General features: G+C 52.5%; 13 protein-coding genes. 7 read left to right on the top strand and 6 right to left on the bottom strand.

Going from position 1 to position 20,960, the window contains the following annotated elements:
* Positions 1-236 precede the first annotated feature (236 nt).
* Entirely contained in the window at positions 237-2,939 is a 2,703-nt protein-coding gene (gene malT / locus ACIP6T_RS11550; protein WP_400457211.1) for an HTH-type transcriptional regulator MalT, read from the top strand.
* 103 nt (positions 2,940-3,042) lie between these two features.
* On the opposite strand, the gene ACIP6T_RS11545 is transcribed toward malT, so the two are convergent.
* Both ACIP6T_RS11545 and ACIP6T_RS11540 read right to left on the bottom strand, forming a co-directional pair.
* Positions 3,043-3,273 carry a YgdI/YgdR family lipoprotein gene (locus tag ACIP6T_RS11545; RefSeq protein WP_400457209.1) on the bottom strand — a complete coding sequence of 77 codons (231 nt, stop codon included), beginning with the start codon at positions 3,271-3,273 and terminating at the stop codon, positions 3,043-3,045.
* Positions 3,274-3,293: 20 nt separating this feature from the next.
* Complete coding sequence (locus ACIP6T_RS11540; protein WP_097098291.1) at positions 3,294-3,527, bottom strand: YgdI/YgdR family lipoprotein; 234 nt, start codon at positions 3,525-3,527, stop codon at positions 3,294-3,296.
* Between the two features lie 474 nt (positions 3,528-4,001).
* Between ACIP6T_RS11540 and ACIP6T_RS11535 the strand changes: the two genes are divergently transcribed.
* Positions 4,002-4,445, top strand: coding sequence for a VOC family protein (locus ACIP6T_RS11535; RefSeq protein WP_400457207.1), 444 nt, complete (start codon positions 4,002-4,004; stop codon positions 4,443-4,445).
* A 40-nt stretch (positions 4,446-4,485) separates the two neighbouring features.
* Here ACIP6T_RS11535 and ACIP6T_RS11530 read toward each other — a convergent pair whose 3' ends face one another.
* Both ACIP6T_RS11530 and ACIP6T_RS11525 read right to left on the bottom strand, forming a co-directional pair.
* Positions 4,486-4,614, bottom strand: a complete 129-nt coding sequence (locus ACIP6T_RS11530; protein ID WP_400457205.1) for a hypothetical protein — start codon at positions 4,612-4,614, stop codon at positions 4,486-4,488.
* 143 nt (positions 4,615-4,757) lie between these two features.
* Positions 4,758-5,069, bottom strand: coding sequence for a hypothetical protein (locus tag ACIP6T_RS11525; RefSeq protein ID WP_400457204.1), 312 nt, complete (start codon positions 5,067-5,069; stop codon positions 4,758-4,760).
* 168 nt (positions 5,070-5,237) lie between these two features.
* On the opposite strand from ACIP6T_RS11525, the gene ACIP6T_RS11520 reads away from it, so the two are divergent.
* The gene (locus ACIP6T_RS11520; protein WP_400457947.1) at positions 5,238-5,630 is read left to right on the top strand and encodes a VOC family protein; all 393 of its coding nucleotides are present in this window, start codon (positions 5,238-5,240) and stop codon (positions 5,628-5,630) included.
* 73 nt (positions 5,631-5,703) lie between these two features.
* Positions 5,704-6,099: a VOC family protein gene (locus ACIP6T_RS11515; protein WP_377798755.1), complete on the top strand. Its 396-nt coding sequence runs from the start codon at positions 5,704-5,706 to the stop codon at positions 6,097-6,099.
* A gap of 247 nt (positions 6,100-6,346) precedes the next feature.
* Here the strand turns inward: ACIP6T_RS11515 and ACIP6T_RS11510 are convergent, their stop codons facing one another.
* The gene (locus ACIP6T_RS11510) at positions 6,347-6,778 is read right to left on the bottom strand and encodes a hypothetical protein (protein WP_400457202.1); all 432 of its coding nucleotides are present in this window, start codon (positions 6,776-6,778) and stop codon (positions 6,347-6,349) included.
* A 179-nt stretch (positions 6,779-6,957) separates the two neighbouring features.
* Positions 6,958-7,371 carry a hydroxyisourate hydrolase gene (uraH, locus tag ACIP6T_RS11505; protein ID WP_400457200.1) on the bottom strand — a complete coding sequence of 138 codons (414 nt, stop codon included), beginning with the start codon at positions 7,369-7,371 and terminating at the stop codon, positions 6,958-6,960.
* A 776-nt stretch (positions 7,372-8,147) separates the two neighbouring features.
* Here uraH and ACIP6T_RS11500 point away from each other — a divergent pair.
* Genes ACIP6T_RS11500 through ACIP6T_RS11490 form a run of 3 tightly spaced genes read left to right on the top strand, consistent with a single transcriptional unit; the run spans position 8,148 to position 20,911 of the window.
* The gene (locus tag ACIP6T_RS11500; protein WP_400457198.1) at positions 8,148-9,812 is read left to right on the top strand and encodes a ShlB/FhaC/HecB family hemolysin secretion/activation protein; all 1,665 of its coding nucleotides are present in this window, start codon (positions 8,148-8,150) and stop codon (positions 9,810-9,812) included.
* A 12-nt stretch (positions 9,813-9,824) separates the two neighbouring features.
* On the top strand, positions 9,825-20,618 hold the full coding sequence (locus ACIP6T_RS11495; RefSeq protein ID WP_400457197.1) for a hemagglutinin repeat-containing protein: 10,794 nt from the start codon (positions 9,825-9,827) through the stop codon (positions 20,616-20,618).
* The gene (locus tag ACIP6T_RS11490) at positions 20,615-20,911 is read left to right on the top strand and encodes a hypothetical protein (RefSeq protein ID WP_345830194.1); all 297 of its coding nucleotides are present in this window, start codon (positions 20,615-20,617) and stop codon (positions 20,909-20,911) included. Before ACIP6T_RS11495 ends, ACIP6T_RS11490 begins: the two co-directional genes overlap by 4 nt.
* Positions 20,912-20,960: the final 49 nt, after the last annotated feature.

The following is a 20,960-nucleotide window of genomic DNA, read 5'->3' as shown; positions in this document are numbered from 1 at the left end:
CTGCGTGACGGGCTGTTGGCGCTCCTCCTCCTGCGAAAAATTCAGGGGGGAGGATGATCGGGGTGGAGAGGCTGAGGGAAATCTGAAAGCGTGGCAGGAATGTGATAACCCTCGCTTTTGTTAAGATTGCTTTATGGGTTCGCTTGCAATAGGTAAACGAATATCTGAACGTATGTGACTATTAATTACGAAGCGTAAAATAATGATGCGCCACGTTAAGGGAGAAACGTTCGCCGATGTTAATACCCTCAAAACTCAGCCGTCCAGTCCGCCTCGAGAGCACGGTAGCGCGTGAGCGCCTGATTCAGAAACTGAGCGCCGCGGGGAATTATCGTCTGGTGCTGGTAACCAGTCCGGCGGGATATGGCAAAACCACGCTGATATCCCAATGGGCGGCAGGCAAGCCCAATCTTGGCTGGTATTCACTGGATGAGGGCGACAATCAGCCTGAACGTTTCGTTGATTACCTGATTGCGGCCCTGCAGCAGGCAACGCTTGGCGGCTGTGCCCGCAGCGAAGCACTGGCGCAGAAGCGGCAATACATCAACCTCAACGCCTTGTTTGCTCAGCTGCTCAGTGAACTGACGTTGTGGCAGCAACCGGTGTGGTTGATCATCGACGATTATCACCACATCACCAACCCTGCCATCCATGATGCGATGCGCTTCTTCTTACGTAATCAGCCGGAGAATGTGACGCTGATTTTGCTGTCACGTAATCTGCCACAGCTCGGTATTGCCAATCTGCGCGTGCGCGAGCAGCTGATTGAATTGGGCAGCCAGCAGCTGGCATTCACTCATCATGAAGCTAAGCAATTTTTCGATTGCCGCCTGAGCACGCCTTTGGCGTCGGATGAGAGCGGACGCTTGTGTGATGATGTCGCGGGATGGGCAACGGCCTTGCAGCTGATCGCGCTCTCCACCCGCCAGGGTGCCAGCTCGGCGCAGGACTCCGCGCGTCGTCTTTCTGGTATCAACGCCAGCCATTTAGCTGATTATTTGGTTGAGGAAGTGCTGAATAACGTCGATAACGCCACGCGTCAATTTCTGCTGAAAAGTGCGCTGCTGCGCTCCATGAACGACACGCTGATCGCCTGCGTAACCGGGGAAGAACAAGGGCAGATGCGGCTGGAAGAGATTGAGCGGCAAGGGCTGTTTTTACAGCGCATGGATAACTCAGGCGAATGGTTTAGCTTTCATCCGCTGTTTGGCAATTTTTTACGTCAGCGCTGTCAGTGGGAGCTAGCGGCAGAACTGCCCGCGCTGCATCGCGCGGCGGCCGAGAGCTGGATGACGCTGGGTTTTCCCGGTGAAGCCATTCATCATGCGCTAGCCGCCGGTGATGCGCTGATGCTACGTGATGTTTTACTTGAGTATGCCTGGGCGCTGTTTAATCAAAGCGAGCTTACGCTGCTGGAGACGTCATTAAAGGCGCTGCCGTGGGCGATCCTGCAGGAAAACCCCAAGCTGCTGCTGCTTCAGGCTTGGCTGCTGCAAAGCCAGCACCGTTTTTCCGAAGTGAACACGCTGCTGATGCGTTTTGAACAATCCTGCAGCAGCGAAATTGACGATGCGCTGCGTGGGGAATTCAATGCGCTACTGGCGCAGGTTTCCATGAATGATGGCAATGCCGAGGAAGCCGAACGTCTGGCATTGCTGGCACTCAACGTGCTGCCGCAGAGCCGTCAATACAGCTGCATTGTCGCCACGTCCGTGCTGGGTGAAGTGATGCACTGCAAAGGTGAACTCAGCAGCTCGCTGAAGCTCATGCGCCAAACGGAGCAGATGGCGCGTCGTGAAGAAGCGTGGAATTACGCGCTGTGGAGCCTGATCCAGCAGAGTGAAATCTTATTCGCGCAGGGTTTCTTGCAGTCTGCGTATGAGATGCAGGAACGAGCCTTTGCGCTGGTTAACGAGCAGCATCTGGCGCAGTTCCCAATGCATGAATTTCTGCTGCGCATCCGGGCGCAGCTGCTGTGGGCCTGGGGCCGGCTGGACGAAGCGGAGCATGCCGCGCGCGAAGGGATTAAGGTCCTGAAAGGGTATCAGCCGCAGCAGCAGATTCAGTGTCTGTGTTTGCTGGTGCAGTGTTCGCTGGCGCGCGGCAATCTCGATAACGCGCGCAGCCACCTGAGTCGCCTTGAGAACCTGCTTAACAATGGGTCATTACACAGCGACTGGATCGCCAATGCCGATAAAGTCAGAGTGATTTTTTGGCAGATGACCGGCGACAGCCAGAGCGCCAGCAACTGGATGCGGCAGACGGCGAAACCTGAGTTTGCCAATAACCATTTCTTACAAGGGCAGTGGCGCAACGTGGCGCGCGCACAAATTTTGCTGGGGAATATGAGCCAGGCCGAAGTGGTGCTGGATGAGCTGAATGATAATGCTCGCGCGCTCAACCTGATGAGCGACATGAACCGCAACCTGCTGCTGTTGAACCAGATTTACTGGCAAAGCGAGCGCAAAGCCGAGGCGCAGCAGGCGTTAACAGACGCGCTAAAACTGGCGCGCAGCACCGGTTTCGTCAGCCATTTTGTTATTGAGGGAGAAGCGATGGCGCAGCAGCTGCGACAGCTTATTCAGCTCAATACGTTGGATGAGCTGGATAATCACCGCGCCAGACGCATTCTGAGTGAGATCAATAAATATCATCGTCACAAGTTTGCCCACTTTGATGAAGGTTTTGTGAGTCGATTGCTTAACCATCCTGATGTACCGGAGCTTATCCGCACCAGCCCGCTCACCCAGCGAGAGTGGCAGGTATTAGGGTTGATCTATTCGGGCTACAGTAACGATCAGATTGCCGGCGAACTGGATGTTGCCGCCACCACCATCAAAACGCATATTCGCAATCTTTATCAGAAATTGGGCGTAACGCATCGTGCAGACGCCATGAATCAGGCGCAGGCCATGTTGAGGATGATGGGATATGTATGAGAGCGATGATGAGCGGAGAGCGAACGGACATTTAGCTACGAGGTCTTAATTTCGCTCCGCTGTATGGGATTTTCCCATACAGCGGGCGCTTTACTGCACAAACCTATTTTTTCGGGATCTCGGAAATTTCTTTCACATCACTCTTATTCATCTGCTGCTTGACGCCGTTGGCGTCGGTGTAACCCAGCAGACCGGTTTCCGCATCTTGCGGTTTACCATCAGCCACGATAGTACGACCATCGTTGGTATGGATGGCGTAAGAGGTGCGAGTACAACCCGTCAGGGCGGATAGTGCCACAACTGCAGCAATTGAGATCAATAGGGCATTTTTCATCACTCTCTCCAGGCGCGTTATTAGTTATCCAGTTCGCTCATGTTGGTAATCTTGTCGCGATTAATCTGCTCAGTTTTACCCGTTTGCGCATCTTTGTAAGAAACCAGGCCGGTGTCACTGTCAATTTGCGGCTTGCCAGAAGTGACGATAGTGCGCCCGTCCGTTGTCTTGATTGCCTGATTAGATGAGCAACCTGCCAGGGTTAAAGCCACAAAAGAGCCCAGAAAAGCGGTTAACAGCACTGTTTTTTTCATCGTAATGAGTTCCTTTCAGAAATAATTTTAACTACTCAACTAGCTTAGAACATATTTCACAAACAGCCAGGCGAGGGAGCAGAACATGGCACGAACTCCTCATTTCGGCTATAAAAAACGCGCCGATCCTTGCACCGTTTTCGTTTTGAGCAGGAAATCTACCAGACAATATTACTTAACAATATAATGATAACCTTACGTAAATAATCCATGCGGAGCTGATTATTCAAGGGCGGATGATGAATATTAATCTGAATATATCAATACAGAATTCATGATTAAAACTTTATATTTTGGTTAGGTAAGATTTTTGGGTTATTTAAAAAAATAAAGCAGAAATGTCGTGTTTAAATACATGCCGCACCTGATGTGAGAGATGCATATTGTGGAGCCAGAACGTAAAAGCACCTGAGAACAAATGCTATTAATGATTTATGGCATATTCAAATCCTGCTTATTTTAAAGGAATGGAATATGTTGGAACACGATATTGGTTTTAGCCATATAGCGCTGCAAGTGAGAGATATAGAAAGTAGCGTCGATTTCTATCAGCGTTACGCCGGAATGCAGGTGATCCATGAGCGCGAACCTGGGATTGCAGAAGCGCAAAAGGTGGCATGGCTTTCCGATTTGACCCGTCCGTTTGCATTGGTACTCGTGCAGTCTCAAACTACTGTAGATACCCCGTTGGGACCTTTTGGTCACATTGGCGTCGCCTGTAAAACCAGGGAAGAAATTGATGCCAAAGTGGCTTTAGCGGAACAAGAGGGCGTTTTACGTCGTCCAGCGCAGCAATCATCAGCACCGGTAGGTTACTGGGCATTTTTTGCCGATCCTGATGGCAACACACTTGAGCTTTCACACGGTCAACAGATTGGTTTGGAGATTATCACTCACCGGCTTTCAAATAGAGATTGAGCAGCGTGTTACTCGTAAGAGCGACATTCGACATCGGCTGTTAATTACCGCTGCGCCTGTCTGGCGGCATCCAGCCTTTGACCGCAAAAAACGCTACGCAGGCTGGGTTTGCTGGCGGCTCAATTAAACGGCCGCCCGCTTCCGCATTGGGCGTGTAGCCGAGCTTCATTTGAACGGCTCACGTATCTGTCCGCTTTGTGCCAGAAGCGGACATTTGCATCAACTGTTGGCACCCATACTTTTATGTAACATATAAGTGTTGGGCACCTCTAAAGGGGTCGAGACTGCCTCATGGCATCAGCCAGAAAATTACTACAAATGGGATACGGTTTGGACGTTATGCTGAAAGACGTAAGGATCGGATAGCAGCTGAAATTGCTCGTCATCCGGATAGGTAACTGCGATCTGGAACTGTTCGCCTGCGAATGCTTTCACTGCCTCAAGATCTTTCCAATAAGTTGCCAGAAAGAAATGCTCCCAATTACCCTGCGTCTCTCTGCGTACATATGCCCCCAGATTTCCCGGTGTACTCTCTGAATGTTCAACACCGGTTTTTTGCAAATGATGTGCAAAGCCTTCTGCATGCTTGACTGGCACGCATCCGTGCCATGTTCTTACAATCATGTTTCTACCCATATGTTTTAGAAGGGTTTTAAATATAGCATTGTAGAATGGATGTGGGATTCATGAGTGAACTCTTATGTTAAATCGAGCGTTGTCATGTGCTTGTTTGGTTGTTTATCAATAATGACTGAGAGAGTCTCTATGGTAATAACAATCAGGGAGGCGGCTGTGAAGATAGCGAAGATTGACCACATACACGTTTACGTCGAGAACATCGAACTGGCAGAACGCTGGTACCAAGAGGTTCTTGGCTTTTCCCGCGATGACTCGCTGTACTTCTGGTTTGAGCAGGGAGGGCCGTTGGTTCTCAAAAATCACGGCGCATCACTTTCCCTATTTCCCAGGAAAAATCAGCATCCCGGCCATACGGTGGCTTTCGCAGTAGAAGCGGATGCGTTTCTCAGTTTTGTGCCTGCTCTCAACGCCGAAGGTATCCCGTTTACCGTATGCGATCACGATGTATCTATGTCCGTATACTTTAACGATCTTAGCGATAATAAGATTGAGCTGACCAGCTACGAATACCTTCATGCAAAGAAGCTACTGGAGATCGTTGTATAGCTTTCTCCCTCGACTGCAGTCGGATCGTAACAGGGGGTGTTATGGTAAGTCAGCTTAAGAAAGGGAGATGTTTATGGTATTTCAGCACATGAGGATAGCCAGACCTGTCAGCGCACTCAGCAAAAGCTGTGAAATGTATTGTAAGGGGCTTGGTTTAGAAAAAATCGGCGGTTTTACTGACCACGATGGATTCAGCGGATATATGTTAGGACTGAACGGCTTATCATGGCACCTTGAGTTTACCCAGTACCATGATCATCCGGTGATACCTTCGCCCTCAAATGAAGATCTCCTGGTTTTGTACATTCCTGAAAAAGATAGCTGGCGAATTACCTGTGAAAATATGGATGCTGCTGGCTTTACCAGAGTTAAATCATTCAATCCTTACTGGGACCGCAATGGCGTTACCTTCGAGGACATAGATAGATACAGGGTTGTTATTCAAAACATGCACTGGGGAGAGCGCTGAGATTATTTTGCGTCCGAGTTGTTATGTTTAATGTGGAAGAACTAGCCTGTCGTAACGACTTTGACGTCCGTTTCTCGCTCATAGCAGACGCCATGTTCCTTGGGCCTGGCCCTTTTGCGCCAGAAAAAGAAGTAGTACATGGGGGGATATTTAATGTGGTAGTACTACCTTGTCATCATGTTTTTGACATCCTCAAATTGCTCAAAACTGCCCATTTGAATCTCAATTGATTACTCAGTGCCAGGCATCATTCATTTTTCATAAGCTTTTTTCCGTTGCGTAATCTGGACTTAAATTTTTGACTGAACAGCTTTGAGCGTTCTTTTTGGATCCAGCCACTTCCTGCACTTATCGCCAGCCAGTAAGCGGCCATTTTCATCTGAGTAATTTTATCCGGGCAGTAGATAAACGTTTCAGTACATAGCTCATATTGAGCTTCCTTTAATTCCGCTACCCGATAGCGCAATAGAAGCTTTGCGCTTCCCGGCGAGACCGCCGCCAGGTAAGCGTTGGCATCAGGCACGTTTTCCAGACCAAAATCTGCACGCCAGAATTGTCCGCGTAAGCCGTAACAAAGCTCCGATGCTGACTTTTCCAAAAGAGTAAAGCTGTGTAGTCCGAAGGGATTTACCACCTGACCTTTCTTTATGAACCCAACATTTTGCGGGAGTTGCCGCACAAACATCATTAGCCGGATAACGGCATCCTGCTCCGGAAGCGCTACATCATGTGCGATTTTTTCCGTCTTCTTTCTTCCATCCGAACCAGCCGTTGGCTGGCACTATGGCGCGACCATGTCTGCGCGGAGTAATATTGTCGCCAGCAGTATTACTCCGTCAAAAAAAGTGGGAGTTGTGCTTAATTACCGCGATAAGTTGAGTAGCCAAACTGGCTAAGCAGTAGTGGAATATGATAGTGCTGATCGGCTTTATCCAGAGTGAATATCACTGGAATTTCCGGGAAGAATGTTGGCTCACCGCTTTTTTGGTAATAGTCGCCGGTTTTGAAAATGACACGATAAATCCCCATTTGAGTTGCCTGACCAGTAGGATAAAGCGCTGAAATGCGCCCTTGTGCGTTGGTGGTTCCTTCGGCCAGTTTTAACCAGTCATTTCCTTTTTTTCTATCCAATTCGACCTTAATGCCTGCGGTCGGAACGCCAGTCTGCAAATTCAGTACATGCACGCTTATCGGATTTATCATTTCTGCGGCAAATCCAGAGACGCTGAACATACTCATCACGCTTCCCAGTAAATAATGCTGAAACTTCATATCATCTTCCTTTAGGTCAATTGGTGGCGGAAGGATATAACCAAACGAATATGAATGGTCGAATCGCAATGGAATCTCTGAAATTTCCTGGAAGGAACGGCCGGTGCGGACTCAATCTGACAATGTTGAGTATGTTTAGAATTCATACATTCTCATTTGTTGCGGGCTATCTTCCCGATAAAAGGTATCGATGACGGGAAAAAAATGAGTAAGCACCTTTTTCTATGCCTGTTGATAATATCACCCTGATTTCCTATTTTTTAATGTCAACAGGAATCTCATTAATCTTATTTAAGAAGAACACAATTGGTAAACTGGCAAAAATTTCCTTCTGATTACTTCCTGACAATCCAATGATGTTCAAAAGCTGTTCTTTTATTAGGCCATCTTTTAATGTTCGAAGCTCAAATAATCTGTCTTCCTGCGAATTTTACACCGTCTCATGCAGGTTCCGACTGGCGCCAGAATGAACTTTTGATCGCCTAAATAGGCTATCGCTACGGTTTACCTAATCATTCAGAGACGATGTGCGATTAATTCCGGTTCAGGTACTAATGGAAAGGGGGTGAAATATATCTGGGTAATTTCAGCTTTTCTCACTGTACGGAAACAACCCTCTTTTTATTTGAGTTAATCCAAAGCAAAAAGCCGATCTAATTAATATTAAAAAATTATTTTCGTTTTGTATCGCCTTCAGGAACTTTCTCATTGTTTAGGTGATATTCTGCGCGAGCAAACTTACAAAATATTTACAATTAATTTTACTTAAGTCTTTTATGATGGCAAATACAGGGAAGTTCCTGGCGCTATGCGTCAGCTTATTGACTGCATCAGCAGTTGCGGCACCGTTAAATCCGGGTGATCGTGATTACATCCAGAATCAGCAGCAACAGCGTCTGCAGCAGGACCAGCAGCAGCGGGATGCATTGTGGAACACCGCCACGGCGCAGAGTACGCCATCAGCGGGTTCCAACCCGTCAGGGCCGTGCTTTCCCGTGCAGAAAATTATTATTCAGCACGCCACGCTTATTTCTTCAGGCCAGCAGCACCATCTTATTTCGCCTTATATTAATCGCTGCCTGAATTTAACGGAAATTAATTCGCTGGTACATGCCGTTTCTGACTGGTATATGCAGCGGGGCTATATTACCAGCCGGGCATTTTTAACCGAGCAGGATTTATCGCAGGGCCAGTTAATTATTCCGGTGCTGGAGGGGAAATTAGACGCTATTCGTTTAGACGGACAGCATCCGCGCGCTCTGCAGATGGCCTTTCCGAGGCTCGAAGGCAGAATCCTCAACCTGCGCGATATTGAACAGGGTATGGAGCAGATTAACCGCGTGCGCAGCAAGCCGGTGCAGATTGAAATCCAGCCGTCGCCGAAAACTGGCTATTCGGTGGTGAACCTGACTGCTGAACCAGAGTTCCCGTTGAGCGCGTCGTTCGGATTCGATAACAGCGGTCAGAAGAGCACGGGCGTTGGGCAGCTTAACGGCGCGCTGACCGGCAATAACCTGCTGGGACTGGCCGACCGCTGGTTCATCAGCGGCGGGCGCAGCAGCGCCTTCAGCGACTGGCGTGATGCGCAGAACCTGCAGGCGGGCGTCAGCGTACCGTACGGCTACGGCCTGTTCGACTATAGCTACAGCTGGAGCAACTATCACAGCAGCTTCGTCAACAACGGCTTCACGTGGCTGAGCAACGGCGACAATGTCGCGCACCGGATTAACGGTTTGTGGGTACTGTTCCGCAATGGCGATATTAAAACCGGCGTCCAGCTCGGCTTCAATCATTACTCCAGCCACAACTACCTCAACAATACTTTGTTGCAGAGCAGCAGCCGCAAGATCACCAGCACGCAGCTGGGAATCAATCACACCCAGAAAATCCTTGGCGGCGTTGCCACGCTCAACCCGGCTTTCAGCCGCGGTATGCCGTGGTTTGATGCCGAGGATGACGCGGGCAAAACTGGCGACCTGCCCAAAGCACAATTCCGCAAGTGGAGCATCAGCGGCAGCTTCCAGCGCCCGCTGGCTAACAATCTGTGGCTGCTGAGCAGCATTTACGGGCAGTGGTCGCCCGATCGGCTGTACGGCAGCGAGCGTCTAACGCTTGGCGGCGAAAGTTCGGTGCGCGGCTTTAAAGAACAGTATCTCTCCGGCGACGCTGGCGGTTACCTGCGCAACGAGCTGAGCTACAGCCTGTTCACGCTGCCCGTTATAGGCGACGTCAGCGCACTGGCCGCCATTGACGGCGGCTGGTTAAAAAGCGACGCGCAGAACCGTGAATCCACCGGCACGCTGTGGGGCAGCGCGGTGGGCCTCAGCACGCGCGGGCGCTATTTCTACACCCAGTACACCGTGGGCGTTCCCCTCAGCTATCCCGGCCATCTGCAGCCGGATCACATCAGCATTTACGCCCGCGTCGGGCTGGTTTTCTAAGAGGCAAAGATTATGGACGATCGTCAACCCGTTTCCCTCGCCCGTCGCGCGCTGAGCTACGTCATCTGTTATCTGGTGGCGGTACAGCCGATGCTGCCTGCGATGGCGGCACAAATCACGCCGGTCACGCCTGGCACCCAGCTGGATGCCGCCGGTAACGGCGTGCCGGTGGTGAATATCGCTACGCCTAACGGCGCAGGCATATCCCACAACCAGTATCAGCAGTACAACGTTGGCAAAGAGGGCTTAATCCTTAATAACGCCACCGGCCAGCTTAATCAGACGCAGCTCGGCGGCCTAATTCAGAACAACCCGAATTTGAAAGCGGGTCGAGAAGCGCAGGCGATCATCAACGAAGTGGTTGGCGCTAATCGTTCGCAGCTCCAGGGCTACACCGAAGTAGCGGGCAAAGCCGCTAACGTAATGGTTGCCAACCCTTATGGCATTACCTGTAACGGCTGTGGCTTTATCAACACACCCAACGTTACGCTCACCACCGGCAAGCCGCAGCTGGATGCCAACGGTAATCTGGCGGCGCTGGAGGTGACAAAAGGCTCGGTGATCGTCGAAGGTCAGGGACTGGACGGCAGCAACGCCGATGCGGTGGCGATCGTCGCACGCGCGACGGAGATCAACGCCGGGATCTATGCGAAAGATCTGTCGGTGACAGCGGGGGCTAACCGCGTGGGTGCGGAGGGTTCCGTGACGCCGATTGCTGGAGAAGGTGCCGCGCCATCAGTGGCAGTGGATACCGGTGCGCTCGGCGGCATGTACGCCAACCGTATTCATTTGGTGTCGAGTGAGAAAGGGGTTGGGGTTAACCTCGGTAATTTGGTGGCGAAACAGGGTGATATTCAGCTCGATGCCAGCGGCAAGCTGACGCTGAACAACAGCTTGAGTAGTGGGGCGCTGACAGCCAATGCGGATTCGGTAACGCTCAGCGGCAATAACAAAGCGACCGGGCAGATCGCGGTAAATGCGCAGCAGGATATTGCACTACAAACGGGTGCGCTGGTCAGTGATGTCGGGATAGGTTTAACCGCTAAAGGTACGCTTGAAGCCTCGGGCAGCAATCTGACGGCGGGGCGTGATATTCGTCTTAGCAGTGCAGTCATTTCGGTGGATTCAGCCTCAGGCGGCAAAGCGGGTGGTGATATTCAGCTGCAGGCGCAAACCCGTATCGACAACAGCGGCCAACTTACGGCCAGCAAAAATCTCACTGCAAACACACAGCAGTTGAACAACACAGGCATGCTGGCCAGCGCAACGACCGCGATTACGGCAGGCAGCCTGCAAAACCGCAAAGGCGCCGCGATTTCCGGTTCAGAATCTGTGTCACTCAGCAGCAAAGGCCTTTTCAACCAAGGCATATTCTCCGCACCGGTGCTGAGACTTGATAGCACACAGATCGATAATAGCGGTTTGATTCAAGGCTCAAACTCCCTCGGCATTACAGGCAATCGTCTGACCAACCTTGCAGGCGGCACGCTGAGCTCTGATAACAGCTTTGCGTTGAATTTGCCGGAGCTGAATAACAGCGGGCTGATCACCAGCGGTGCCACGCTGTCGCTGGGTGGTGATAACCTCATCAACCTCGGTGAAATTAATGCGGCGGACATCGCTGCGCGCAATCTGGCTTTCACTAATCAGCAGGGCTCGCTGCTGATTGCCGATCACCGGCTACTACTTCAGAACAATACGCTCATTAACGGCGGTCAGATAACCGCAGATCGACTGGATATCGATACGGTATCAGTGGACAACGCGGGTGCGCTGCAGGGCAATCATTCTCTGCAAACCCAGGGCAAACAGCTGACTAACAGCGGCACGCTGCTGAGTGGCGGCCAGATGAGAGTCAGCGCAGACAAGCTTGATAACCGCGGATTACTGCAGGGAGAACAGCTGGCGCTCACCGCTGTTGACTGGCAAAACAGCGGCAACCTGCTGAGTGCTGGCGATGCAGATTTGACAACCGGCACGCTGGATAACAGCGGAAAAATTCTTGGTCAGCAGGGATTGAATGTAAAAGCTCACTCCATCGATAACAGCGGCTGGCTGATGGCACAGGCGCTTACGCTGCAGAGTGATTTAGTTAACAGCGGGCTGATTCAGGGCAGTGATGCACTGACCATTGCGGGCGATAAGCTCAGTAATAAGATCAGCGGCCAGTTACTGAGTGCCGGCACGCTGGCGGCTCAAGCTGACAGCCTGGATAATCAGGGCAGCATTCAGGCCGACACGCTTGATATGAAGTTGCAAAGCTGGCAGAACGCCGGCCTCGCTCAGGCGACCACGCAATTAATTGGTACGCTGAACGGCGCACTGGAAAACCGTGGCACACTGCTGAGCCAGAATGATTTTGCCCTCATCAGCAACGACATCATTAATAGCGGTACGCTGGCAGCCGACCGACTCAGCATCACCGCACCTCAGCTGACCAACGCCGGACTGCTGCAGGGTAACAGCTCACTCTTGTTAAATAGCGCGAGTATCACCAACGCCGCCAGCGGTCAGCTTATCAGCGGCGGTTCGTTGACGCTTTCCCCGGTACAGCTGACGAATACGGGCCTGCTACAGGTGGCTGGTGACTTCAGCATTAACGGTCACAACCTGACCAACAGCGGGCGCATCACCGCAACCAATCTGAATGCAGACCTGAGCGGCACGCTGAATAACAACGGGCAGGGTGTTTTGCTTGCCCAGCGTCAGGCGGATATTCATGCCAGCGAGCTGAACAACGGCGGTTCGATTGCGGCACAGCAGTTAAATGCGACAGGTGATGTGCTGAAGAACCAAAGTCTGCTCCAGGGTGACAATGGACTTAGCGCGGATTTCAAACAGTTCAGCAACCAGGGCGCGGGGCAGCTACTGAGCAACGGTATTCTTGCACTTAAAGGTGCAACAGCTAACAACGCCGGTGTGTGGCAGGGCAATAGCATCGACTATCAGTTTGGATCGCTGACCAACAGTGGCACCGTTTACGGTATTGACTCACTGAAAGGTCAATCTGACGGGCTGCTGGATAACCGTGGCAGTCTGACCGCGGGCGGCAATGCCAGCCTGACGGTGGGTAATCTGCAGAACAGCGGTAAAGTGCTGGCCGATCGTCTGGTGTTACGCGGGAGCAGCCTTAGCAACAGTGGCCTATGGCAGGGAACATCTTCGCTGGATGCGCAGTCAAGCGGCGCGTTGACACAGACAGCTGGCGGCAAAATGCTGACTGGCGGTGACCTGCTGCTGAACGCTAACGACCTCAACACATCCGGCACAATCCAGGGTGACAAGGCGCAAATCAACGCAGACCGCTGGCAGAATCAGGGCTCGCTGCTGGGCACCACTGATGTGTCAGCTGAGGTTGAGGGTGAGCTGCGCAATAGCGGTGAAATCCTATCGCAAGGCACGGCACAGGTCAGCGCGCAAGATCTGAACAACAACGGCTCGCTGCTGGCGGATAAAGCGATGACGCTGAGTGGCGCTGCGCTGAATAACAGCGGCAGCGTGCAGGGCGAAACGCTCGTAATTACCCCGGCCAGCGTAACCAATCAGGGCAGTCTGATTGGCTTGCAATCTCTGACTATCGGTCCGGCGCAGGCCCGCAGTTTCCGCATGCTGGCGGTACAGACGCCGCCAGCACGGGAATTAATCAACAATGCTGGCGGTCAGCTGCTGACGCAGGGCACGCTGAACATTGCCGGGGATGTCATCACCAACAACGGCAGCTGGCAGGGACAGCAAATCCTGCTGAACGCCACCCGCCTTGCCAACAATGGCGCTATCCAGAGCGCAGGCGATCTGACGCTCAACCTCAGTGAGGCGCTGACGTCCGCCTCCGGCAGCAAAATCACGGCGAACGGCAATGCCGCACTGAACGCACTCAGCCTCACCAATCAGGGACAGTGGATTGCCCGCAACCTGACGTTACAGGGTGCAACGCTTAACAACGGCGGCGAGATCTCGGGCGTTGAAGGGCTGACCACCACGTTGTCGGGCGCGCTGACGCAGCAGCAAAACGCGGCGCTGCTGAGCGGTGGCACGCTGGATGTGCATGCAGCAACCGTGGATAGCGCGGGCCGAATGCAGGGCAGGAATTTATCACTCAACAGCGGCGTTATTACCAACAGCGGGCGCATGCAGGGCGACAGCAGTCTGCAGCTGAACGCCGGCGGACGCCTCACTAATAGCGCCAGCGGGACGTTACTTAGTCAAAACGGCCTGACGCTGACCACGCCCGAACTTTATAACTACGGCCTGATTCAAGGCGCCACCAGCCGTATTAACACCAGCGGCCTGGTAAACAACAGCGGCAAAGTGCTCTCTTCGGCAGATCTCACGCTCAGCGCGCCACAGCTGACTAACAGCGGCTGGCTGCAGGCTTCGCAGCTGGTCCTCAATGCGGCCAGCGCCAGCAACAGCGGCACGTTTATGGCGGATCAGCAGGCGACACTCACCGGCACCAGCCTGCAGAACCAGGGCACCGCGCAGGGCGGAAACCTGACGGTGAACTACGCGCAACTCACCAACAGCGGCACGCTGCTGGGCGCCAATCAGCTGAATGTTAAAGCTACACAGGTGACGCAACAGGCGGCGGGTAAGCTGTTCAGCGGCGGTAACCTGCTGCTGGAAAGTACGGGATTTGATCAGCTTGGACAGGTGGTGGCGCTGGGCGATGCGACGGTCAAACTCATCAATAGTTTTACCGCACGCAACACGCTGGCCGCAGGTAATCGCCTGACTATCAGCAGTAATGGCGCGATTGATAACCAGGGAACATTGCAGGGCCAGGCGCTGACGCTGAGCGCAGGCGGCGATCTGACGAACAATGGCCAGCTCACCACCGGAACCGGCGACAGCAGCCTGAGTGGTAACCGCATCAGCATGAACGGTGCGGGCACGCTGCAGGGCGGTGGCAATGTTGCGCTGATCAGCCGCAGTGACGTCACGCTCAACGGCTTTACCGGCACGCGTGGTAACCTCACCGTTTCCTCGCCGGGCAGCATTGTGAATACGGCGCTGCTGTATGCCGGGCAGAATCTCTATCTTTACGCCAACAGCATTAAAAACCAGCGCGGCGATATGCTGGCGGGCAACAGTGTGTGGATGCAGCGCGACGCGGCGGGCAATGCCAATGGCGAGGTGATCAATACCTCGGGAACTATTGAGTCGCAGAATGGTGATATCACGATTAAGACTGGGCATCTGCTGAATACACGTGATGGCCTGAGTACCAGTGAAGAGATAACTGAGCTTGCTATCCCGTCATGGGCGAATGGAACGAATATCAGGATCCCATTCTCGTGGTTTAAACCCGGCGATTACTACCAATACGTCAGTGGGACTCAACAACATCATGGACATGGTGATGACTGGGAAACCCACACCTACAGCTATGCACCTAATGCTGATGTCCAAGTGCAAAAGGTTGCGTATCAGTCCATAAACGTGACCGCAAATGCAAGCGGAGGAGCAGGGCGCATTGCGGCGGGAAAAGACCTGAATGTGCTGGCCGCGCAGCTTGATAATTCCGCTTCTTCTCTGCTTGCCCGTAACAATGTGACGCTGTCAGGCGGGGAACTGAAAAACCAAAGTTGGACTGATGGTACAACCACGGCTTATCAGATTTACCGTTATAACGGTGGCGCTACGTCCAGTTCATTTGGCTACACGCTCGATGGCAGTCCGGTATATGAAACTACTGGTAGCGGTAACGTATATCGCAGCGTCATTCAGGCCGGCGGCAACGTTAACGCCACTTTCAGTGGTGATATCAGCAATACCTCCACCACTCCTAATGCCATCTGGATAGGCACCACGGTCAGTGCGCCTGCATTAACTCACCTCGCCGCAATCAGCCAGGTGGCGGCTCAGCAGCGCCAGCAACTCGCCGCCACAGATAAGGTGGCGATCAATTCACCGGAATGGCGCGATCAGCTGCAAAATGCCCTGCAGCAGGTCAACGGCGGCACGTCGCTGCAAAACGCACAGCCTGAAACTGTTGGGCTCTCAAATCACAATGGCAAACAACAGGACAAGGCGAACCTTGGGAAGGCCGCTGAACTGGCGTCAGGCAGCGCAGTAAAACCCTCGGCTCTGGGCAGCTATGGTGCTTCAGCGGTGGATACCAGCGCCTATCCACTCCCAACCAGTGACAATGGCTACTTCGTCGCGGGCGACAGCAGCAGTCCTTATCTCATCACCGTAAACCCAAAATTAAACGGTCTTGGGCAGCTGGATAGCAGCCTGTTTGGTGACCTCAATCAATTGCTGGGTAAACAGCCCGGCAGTGCACCACAGGAAAGCCGTCAGCAGTATACCGACGTAAATACCTTCCTCGGCTCGTCCTATCTGCTGGACAGGCTGAATCTCAAGCCAGACAACGATTACCGCTTCCTCGGCGATGCGGCGTTTGATACGCGTTACGTCAGCAACGTTGTGCTGAATCAGACGGGCAACCGCTATCTGAATGGCGTGGGTTCCGATCTGGATCAGATGCGTTACCTGATGGATAACGCCGCCGCGTCACAGCAGGCTTTAGGCCTGCAGTTAGGCGTGTCGCTTAGCGCGGATCAGGTTGCTTCACTGGATAAGAGCATCATCTGGTGGGAAGCCACCTCGGTAAATGGCCAGACGGTGATGGTGCCGAAAGTGTACCTGTCCGAGAAAGATGCGGCGATGAACAACGGCAGCGTGATTGCCGGGAACAACGTGACGCTTTCTGGCGGCAACATCATCAACAGCGCCAGCAGCATTGTGGCGCAGAACAGTGTCAGCGCAGACAGCCAGAACAATATCGACAATCTCAATGCCGGGCTGATCAAAGCGGGAGGCGACCTGCAGCTGGGCGCGCTGAATAACATCAATAACGTCAGTTCGACGATCAGCGGCAAAAAAGTGGCGCTGGAGAGCGTTAACGGCGACATCAATAACACCACCGTCAGCTCACAATGGACGATCGGCGGCAAAGGATCGATGCAGGCGAGCAAGACGCTAATGGGCCAGACGGCGGCGATTACGTCACTGGATGCGCTCAGCCTGAAGTCCGGCAACGATATCAACATCACCGGCGCCTCACTGAATGCGGGCGGCGATCTGCTGCTCAACGCCTGGCACGATCTCAGTCTCAACAATATTGAGACCAGCGAAAGCCGCCAAATCGGCAACAAGGAAACCCATAGCTCAGGTACTGAACGCACGACGGTTTCCAGCGGCGGCAACCTGACGCTGATCGCCGGGCAGGATATTACCAGCCAGTCAGCAGCGCTGGCGGCGGAAGGTGATGTCGGACTAAAAGCGGGCCGCGATATTAATTTGAACGCCGCAACGTCCGGTTCCGGTAACAGCGAGCGCGGCAGCAAGAAAACGGTGATTAACGAAACCGTGCGCCAGCAGGGAACTGAAATAGCCAGTGGTGGAAGTACAACGCTAATAGCAGGCCACGACATTACCAGCCGGGCGAGTGACGTAACGGCTCAACAGGACATTACGTTACATGCCGGGAATAACGTGGATCTGGGCACTGCAACAGAGAGCGATTATTACTACAAAGAAGAAACCAAAACCAAAAAAGGTCTGCTCAGCAAAAAGACGACGCACACCATTCAGGAAGACAGCACAACCAATGAAAAAGGCACACTGCTGAGCGGGAATAACGTCTCGGTTTCTGCCGGAAATGATGTGCTGGTTACCGGTTCACAGGTAGTGGGTGATGGCAAAGTTGCGCTGAACGCGGGCAATAATGTCGAAATCACTGCCGCAACCAACACGGATTCGACCTGGCGATTCTCAGAAACCCGTAAAAGCGGGCTGATGGGCACGGGCGGGATCGGCATCAGCATTGGCAGCAGTAAAACGCTGCATGACGTGAAGGATAAAGGCACCACTCAGAGCCAGAGCATTAGCACGGTGGGCAGCACCGCCGGTGATGTTTCAATTACGGCCGGTAAGCAGCTTCAGGTCAACGGGGCCGATCTTATTGCCGGTGGCAACATGGCTTTGCAGGGCGATAGCGTCGCAATCACTCCGGGTCATGATGTGCGGACGCGTGACGAGCGATTTGAGCAACGTACCAGTGGCCTGACGCTGGCGCTATCCGGCGCAGTGGCGGAAGCCGTCAACAGTGCCATTGCCGCAGCGCAGTCTGCAAAGCAGGAGAGTGACGGTCGATTAGCCGCATTACAGGCGACCAAAGCGGTACTTTCCGGCGTACAGGCGAATCAGGCAAGTCAGCTCGCTCAGGCGAATGGTGATCCTAACAACGGCGTTGGCATCAGTCTGTCGCTGACGACACAAAAATCCAAATCACAGCAACACCAGGCATCTGACACGGTCAGCGGCTCAACAATCAACGCCGGTAAAAATCTAAGTATCGATGCTACCGCCAAAGGAAACGGCATCAACAGCGGAGACCTGCTGATTGCAGGCAGTCAGCTGAAAGCCGGCGGCGATACCTCTCTGCATGCTGCAAATGACATCACACTGGCTGCGGCTGCTAACACACAACAGACCACCGGGAAGAACAGCAGCAGCGGTGGCGGCATTGGCATCAGCTTTGGCGTGGGGTCGGGCAGTGCTGGCCTCAGTATCTTTGCCAGCGTCAATGGCGCGAAAGGACATGAAAAAGGCAACGGCACCGTCTGGAGTGAAACCACGCTGGACAGTGGAGGAGATGTGTCTATTACCAGCGGCCGCGATACAACACTCAGCGGTGCGCAGGTTAATGGCAACAGCGTCAAAGCGGACATTGGACGTGACCTGACGATAACCAGCCTGCAGGATAGCGACAACTATGACTCGAAGCAGGTGAGCTTTGGTGCGGGAGGTAGTTTCACTTTCGGCTCTATGACGGGCTCAGGTTACATCAATGCCAGCCAGGACAAGATGCACAGCAATTACGACAGTGTTCTTGATCAGAGCGGCATTTATGCCGGTAAAGGTGGCTTTGACATCACGGTTGGCAACCACACGCAGCTCAACGGTGCGGTCATTGCCAGCCAGGCAGATGCCGATAAAAACCGTCTTGATACCGGCACGCTTGGCTTTACTGATATTCATAATGAGGCTGATTACAAAACCCAGCACCAAGGTATTGGCATCAGCTCAGGCGCAAGCATGGGTGGGCAGTTTGCCGGTAATATGGCTAATACTCTCCTTGCCGGAGCCGGCAGTAACGGGCATGCAGATGGCACTACACAATCTGCCGTGGCTGACGGTACGATAGTCATTCGCGACAAGGCTAATCAGCAGCAGAATTTAACAAGCCTAAGCCGCGACACTGAGCATGCTAACGACAGCATCAGTCCGATCTTTAACAAAGAGAAAGAGCAAAAGCGTCTCCAGACCGCGCAGATGATAGGCGAGATTGGCGTGCAGGTAGGGGATATAGCACGGACTCAGGGCGCTATTATCGCCACGCGGGAAGCCAATGAGAAGATGTCCTCTCTGAGCGAATCAGATCTGGCTAAAGCAAAGTCTGACTGGGAAAAAGCCAATCCGGGTAAAACTGCGGGTGACGATGAAATCGCTAAGCAGGCCTGGCAGAACAATTATGATGCCGCGTTCAGTGCAACAAAGCTGGGAACGGGCAGTGCTGTACAGCAAGGCATCCAGGCGGTAACGGCTGCAGTGCAGGGGCTGGCCGGTAATAACATCGGCCAGGCAATCAGTGGCGCAGCCACCCCCTATCTGGCAGAGCAGATTCACAAATATACCAGTGGCAACCCTGAAGCGCAGGCGATGGCGCATGCCGTAGTCGGTGCCATTGCCTCTTATGCCTCCGGGCATGACGCGCTGGCAGGTGCAGCGGGTGCCGTCAGCGGTGAGCTGATGGCAAAATTTGTGATGGGTCAGCTATACCCCGGCAAAACTGCCGACAACCTTACAGAAACGGAGAAGCAGACTGTTAGTGCATTAAGCACACTTGCGTCGGGACTTGTCGGTGCCACTGTCGGAGGTAATACAGCTGAAGCGGTTAATGCTGCTCAGTTAGGGAAAAACGCTGTTGAGAATAATCACCTCCATGCGGATCAGGCGCTGACGTTCGATAAAGAGCTGTCGGACTGCCGGAAATCAGGGGGTGACTGCCAGTCGGTTATTGATAAATGGAAACAGGTCAGCGACCAGCAGAGCGCTGAAACCGACCAGAAACTAAAGGATAACCCGCTGGAAGCGGTGGTGGTTGATAAGGAACTGGCTCAAGGTGGCGTCGATATGACAGAGCGCCCCGGCTGGCTGGGCAATCTTCCCGGCGTGGACGTGATGACCAGCGAGGAAGCCAAAGCCTACGTCCAGCAGTGGAACGGTCAGGATCTGGCAAATATCGATGTAAACAGTCCTGAATGGATGAAGTATGCAGCTTTCGTATCTGATCCAGAAAATCAGGCGGCATTGGCATCGCTGGGAACTTTGGGTAAAGATCTTGTCCTGATAGCAAAAAACAGCTTTACGACAAAATCTTTATTTAAAGAAATGACAAATCAAGGCATTAAATTTACACCTGAAAATGTCGTTGGTGTTGCAAAGGATAATAGTGGAAGAATCATCTTCCTTGAGAAAGGTAATTCTAAAGCAGGTTTACAACATATTGTGGAAGGACATGGTAGCCAATTTGCACAAATAGGAGTATCAGAAGCACGTATTCCTGATGTAGTGATGAAGGCCGTAACTGATGGTAAAGTAGTAGGTTATCAAGGGACTGGCACAGGTCGACCAATCTATGAAACCATGATAAATGGCAAGAAATACAATATTGCTGTTACCGTGGGAAATAACGGATATATCGTAGGGGCTAACTTACGAGGCTCAGTAAAATGAAAGAAATAAAATTAATGGCTGATTATCAGTGCCATCCATTATGGGATATATCTCCAGAAAATTATGGGGACATCTCCCCTGAAGAATTACCAATATCTTCGAAATTAAAAGATAGGCTTAGAGAGTGGGCTGAACGATACGATGCCATACTCAATATCAATGATCCGGTATCATCTGGTTTTAAAAGTGAAGAGGAAAAAAAACAGTTTATTGATGATGGTTATAAACTGGCACATCACCTTCAGGAAGAGCTTGGAGATAAATATAATATTATTTACCACTCTGAATATTAATAAATCCCGGCCACCGCGCCGGGATTTTACGTTTTAAACCCGGTTAGTT

This window comes from Pantoea sp. NPDC088449 (assembly GCF_044753225.1).
In the GTDB taxonomy this organism is placed as follows: Bacteria; Pseudomonadota; Gammaproteobacteria; order Enterobacterales; family Enterobacteriaceae; genus Pantoea; species Pantoea floridensis.
This window is presented reverse-complemented; position numbering and strand designations above follow the sequence as displayed.

Bases quoted from the DNA above. Each gene is read 5' to 3' on its own strand.
- ACIP6T_RS11515 (WP_377798755.1), top strand. From the start codon at position 5,704: ATGGTATTTCAGCACATGAGGATAGCCAGACCTGTCAGCGCACTCAGC.
- ACIP6T_RS11540 (WP_097098291.1), bottom strand. From the start codon at position 3,527: ATGAAAAAAACAGTGCTGTTAACCGCTTTTCTGGGCTCTTTTGTGGCT.
- uraH (WP_400457200.1), bottom strand. From the start codon at position 7,371: ATGAAGTTTCAGCATTATTTACTGGGAAGCGTGATGAGTATGTTCAGC.
- ACIP6T_RS11545 (WP_400457209.1), bottom strand. From the start codon at position 3,273: ATGAAAAATGCCCTATTGATCTCAATTGCTGCAGTTGTGGCACTATCC.
- ACIP6T_RS11490 (WP_345830194.1), top strand. From the start codon at position 20,615: ATGAAAGAAATAAAATTAATGGCTGATTATCAGTGCCATCCATTATGG.
- ACIP6T_RS11500 (WP_400457198.1), top strand. From the start codon at position 8,148: ATGATGGCAAATACAGGGAAGTTCCTGGCGCTATGCGTCAGCTTATTG.
- malT (WP_400457211.1), top strand. From the start codon at position 237: ATGTTAATACCCTCAAAACTCAGCCGTCCAGTCCGCCTCGAGAGCACG.
- ACIP6T_RS11530 (WP_400457205.1), bottom strand. From the start codon at position 4,614: ATGAAGCTCGGCTACACGCCCAATGCGGAAGCGGGCGGCCGTTTAATT.
- ACIP6T_RS11525 (WP_400457204.1), bottom strand. From the start codon at position 5,069: ATGATTGTAAGAACATGGCACGGATGCGTGCCAGTCAAGCATGCAGAA.
- ACIP6T_RS11535 (WP_400457207.1), top strand. From the start codon at position 4,002: ATGTTGGAACACGATATTGGTTTTAGCCATATAGCGCTGCAAGTGAGA.
- ACIP6T_RS11495 (WP_400457197.1), top strand. From the start codon at position 9,825: ATGGACGATCGTCAACCCGTTTCCCTCGCCCGTCGCGCGCTGAGCTAC.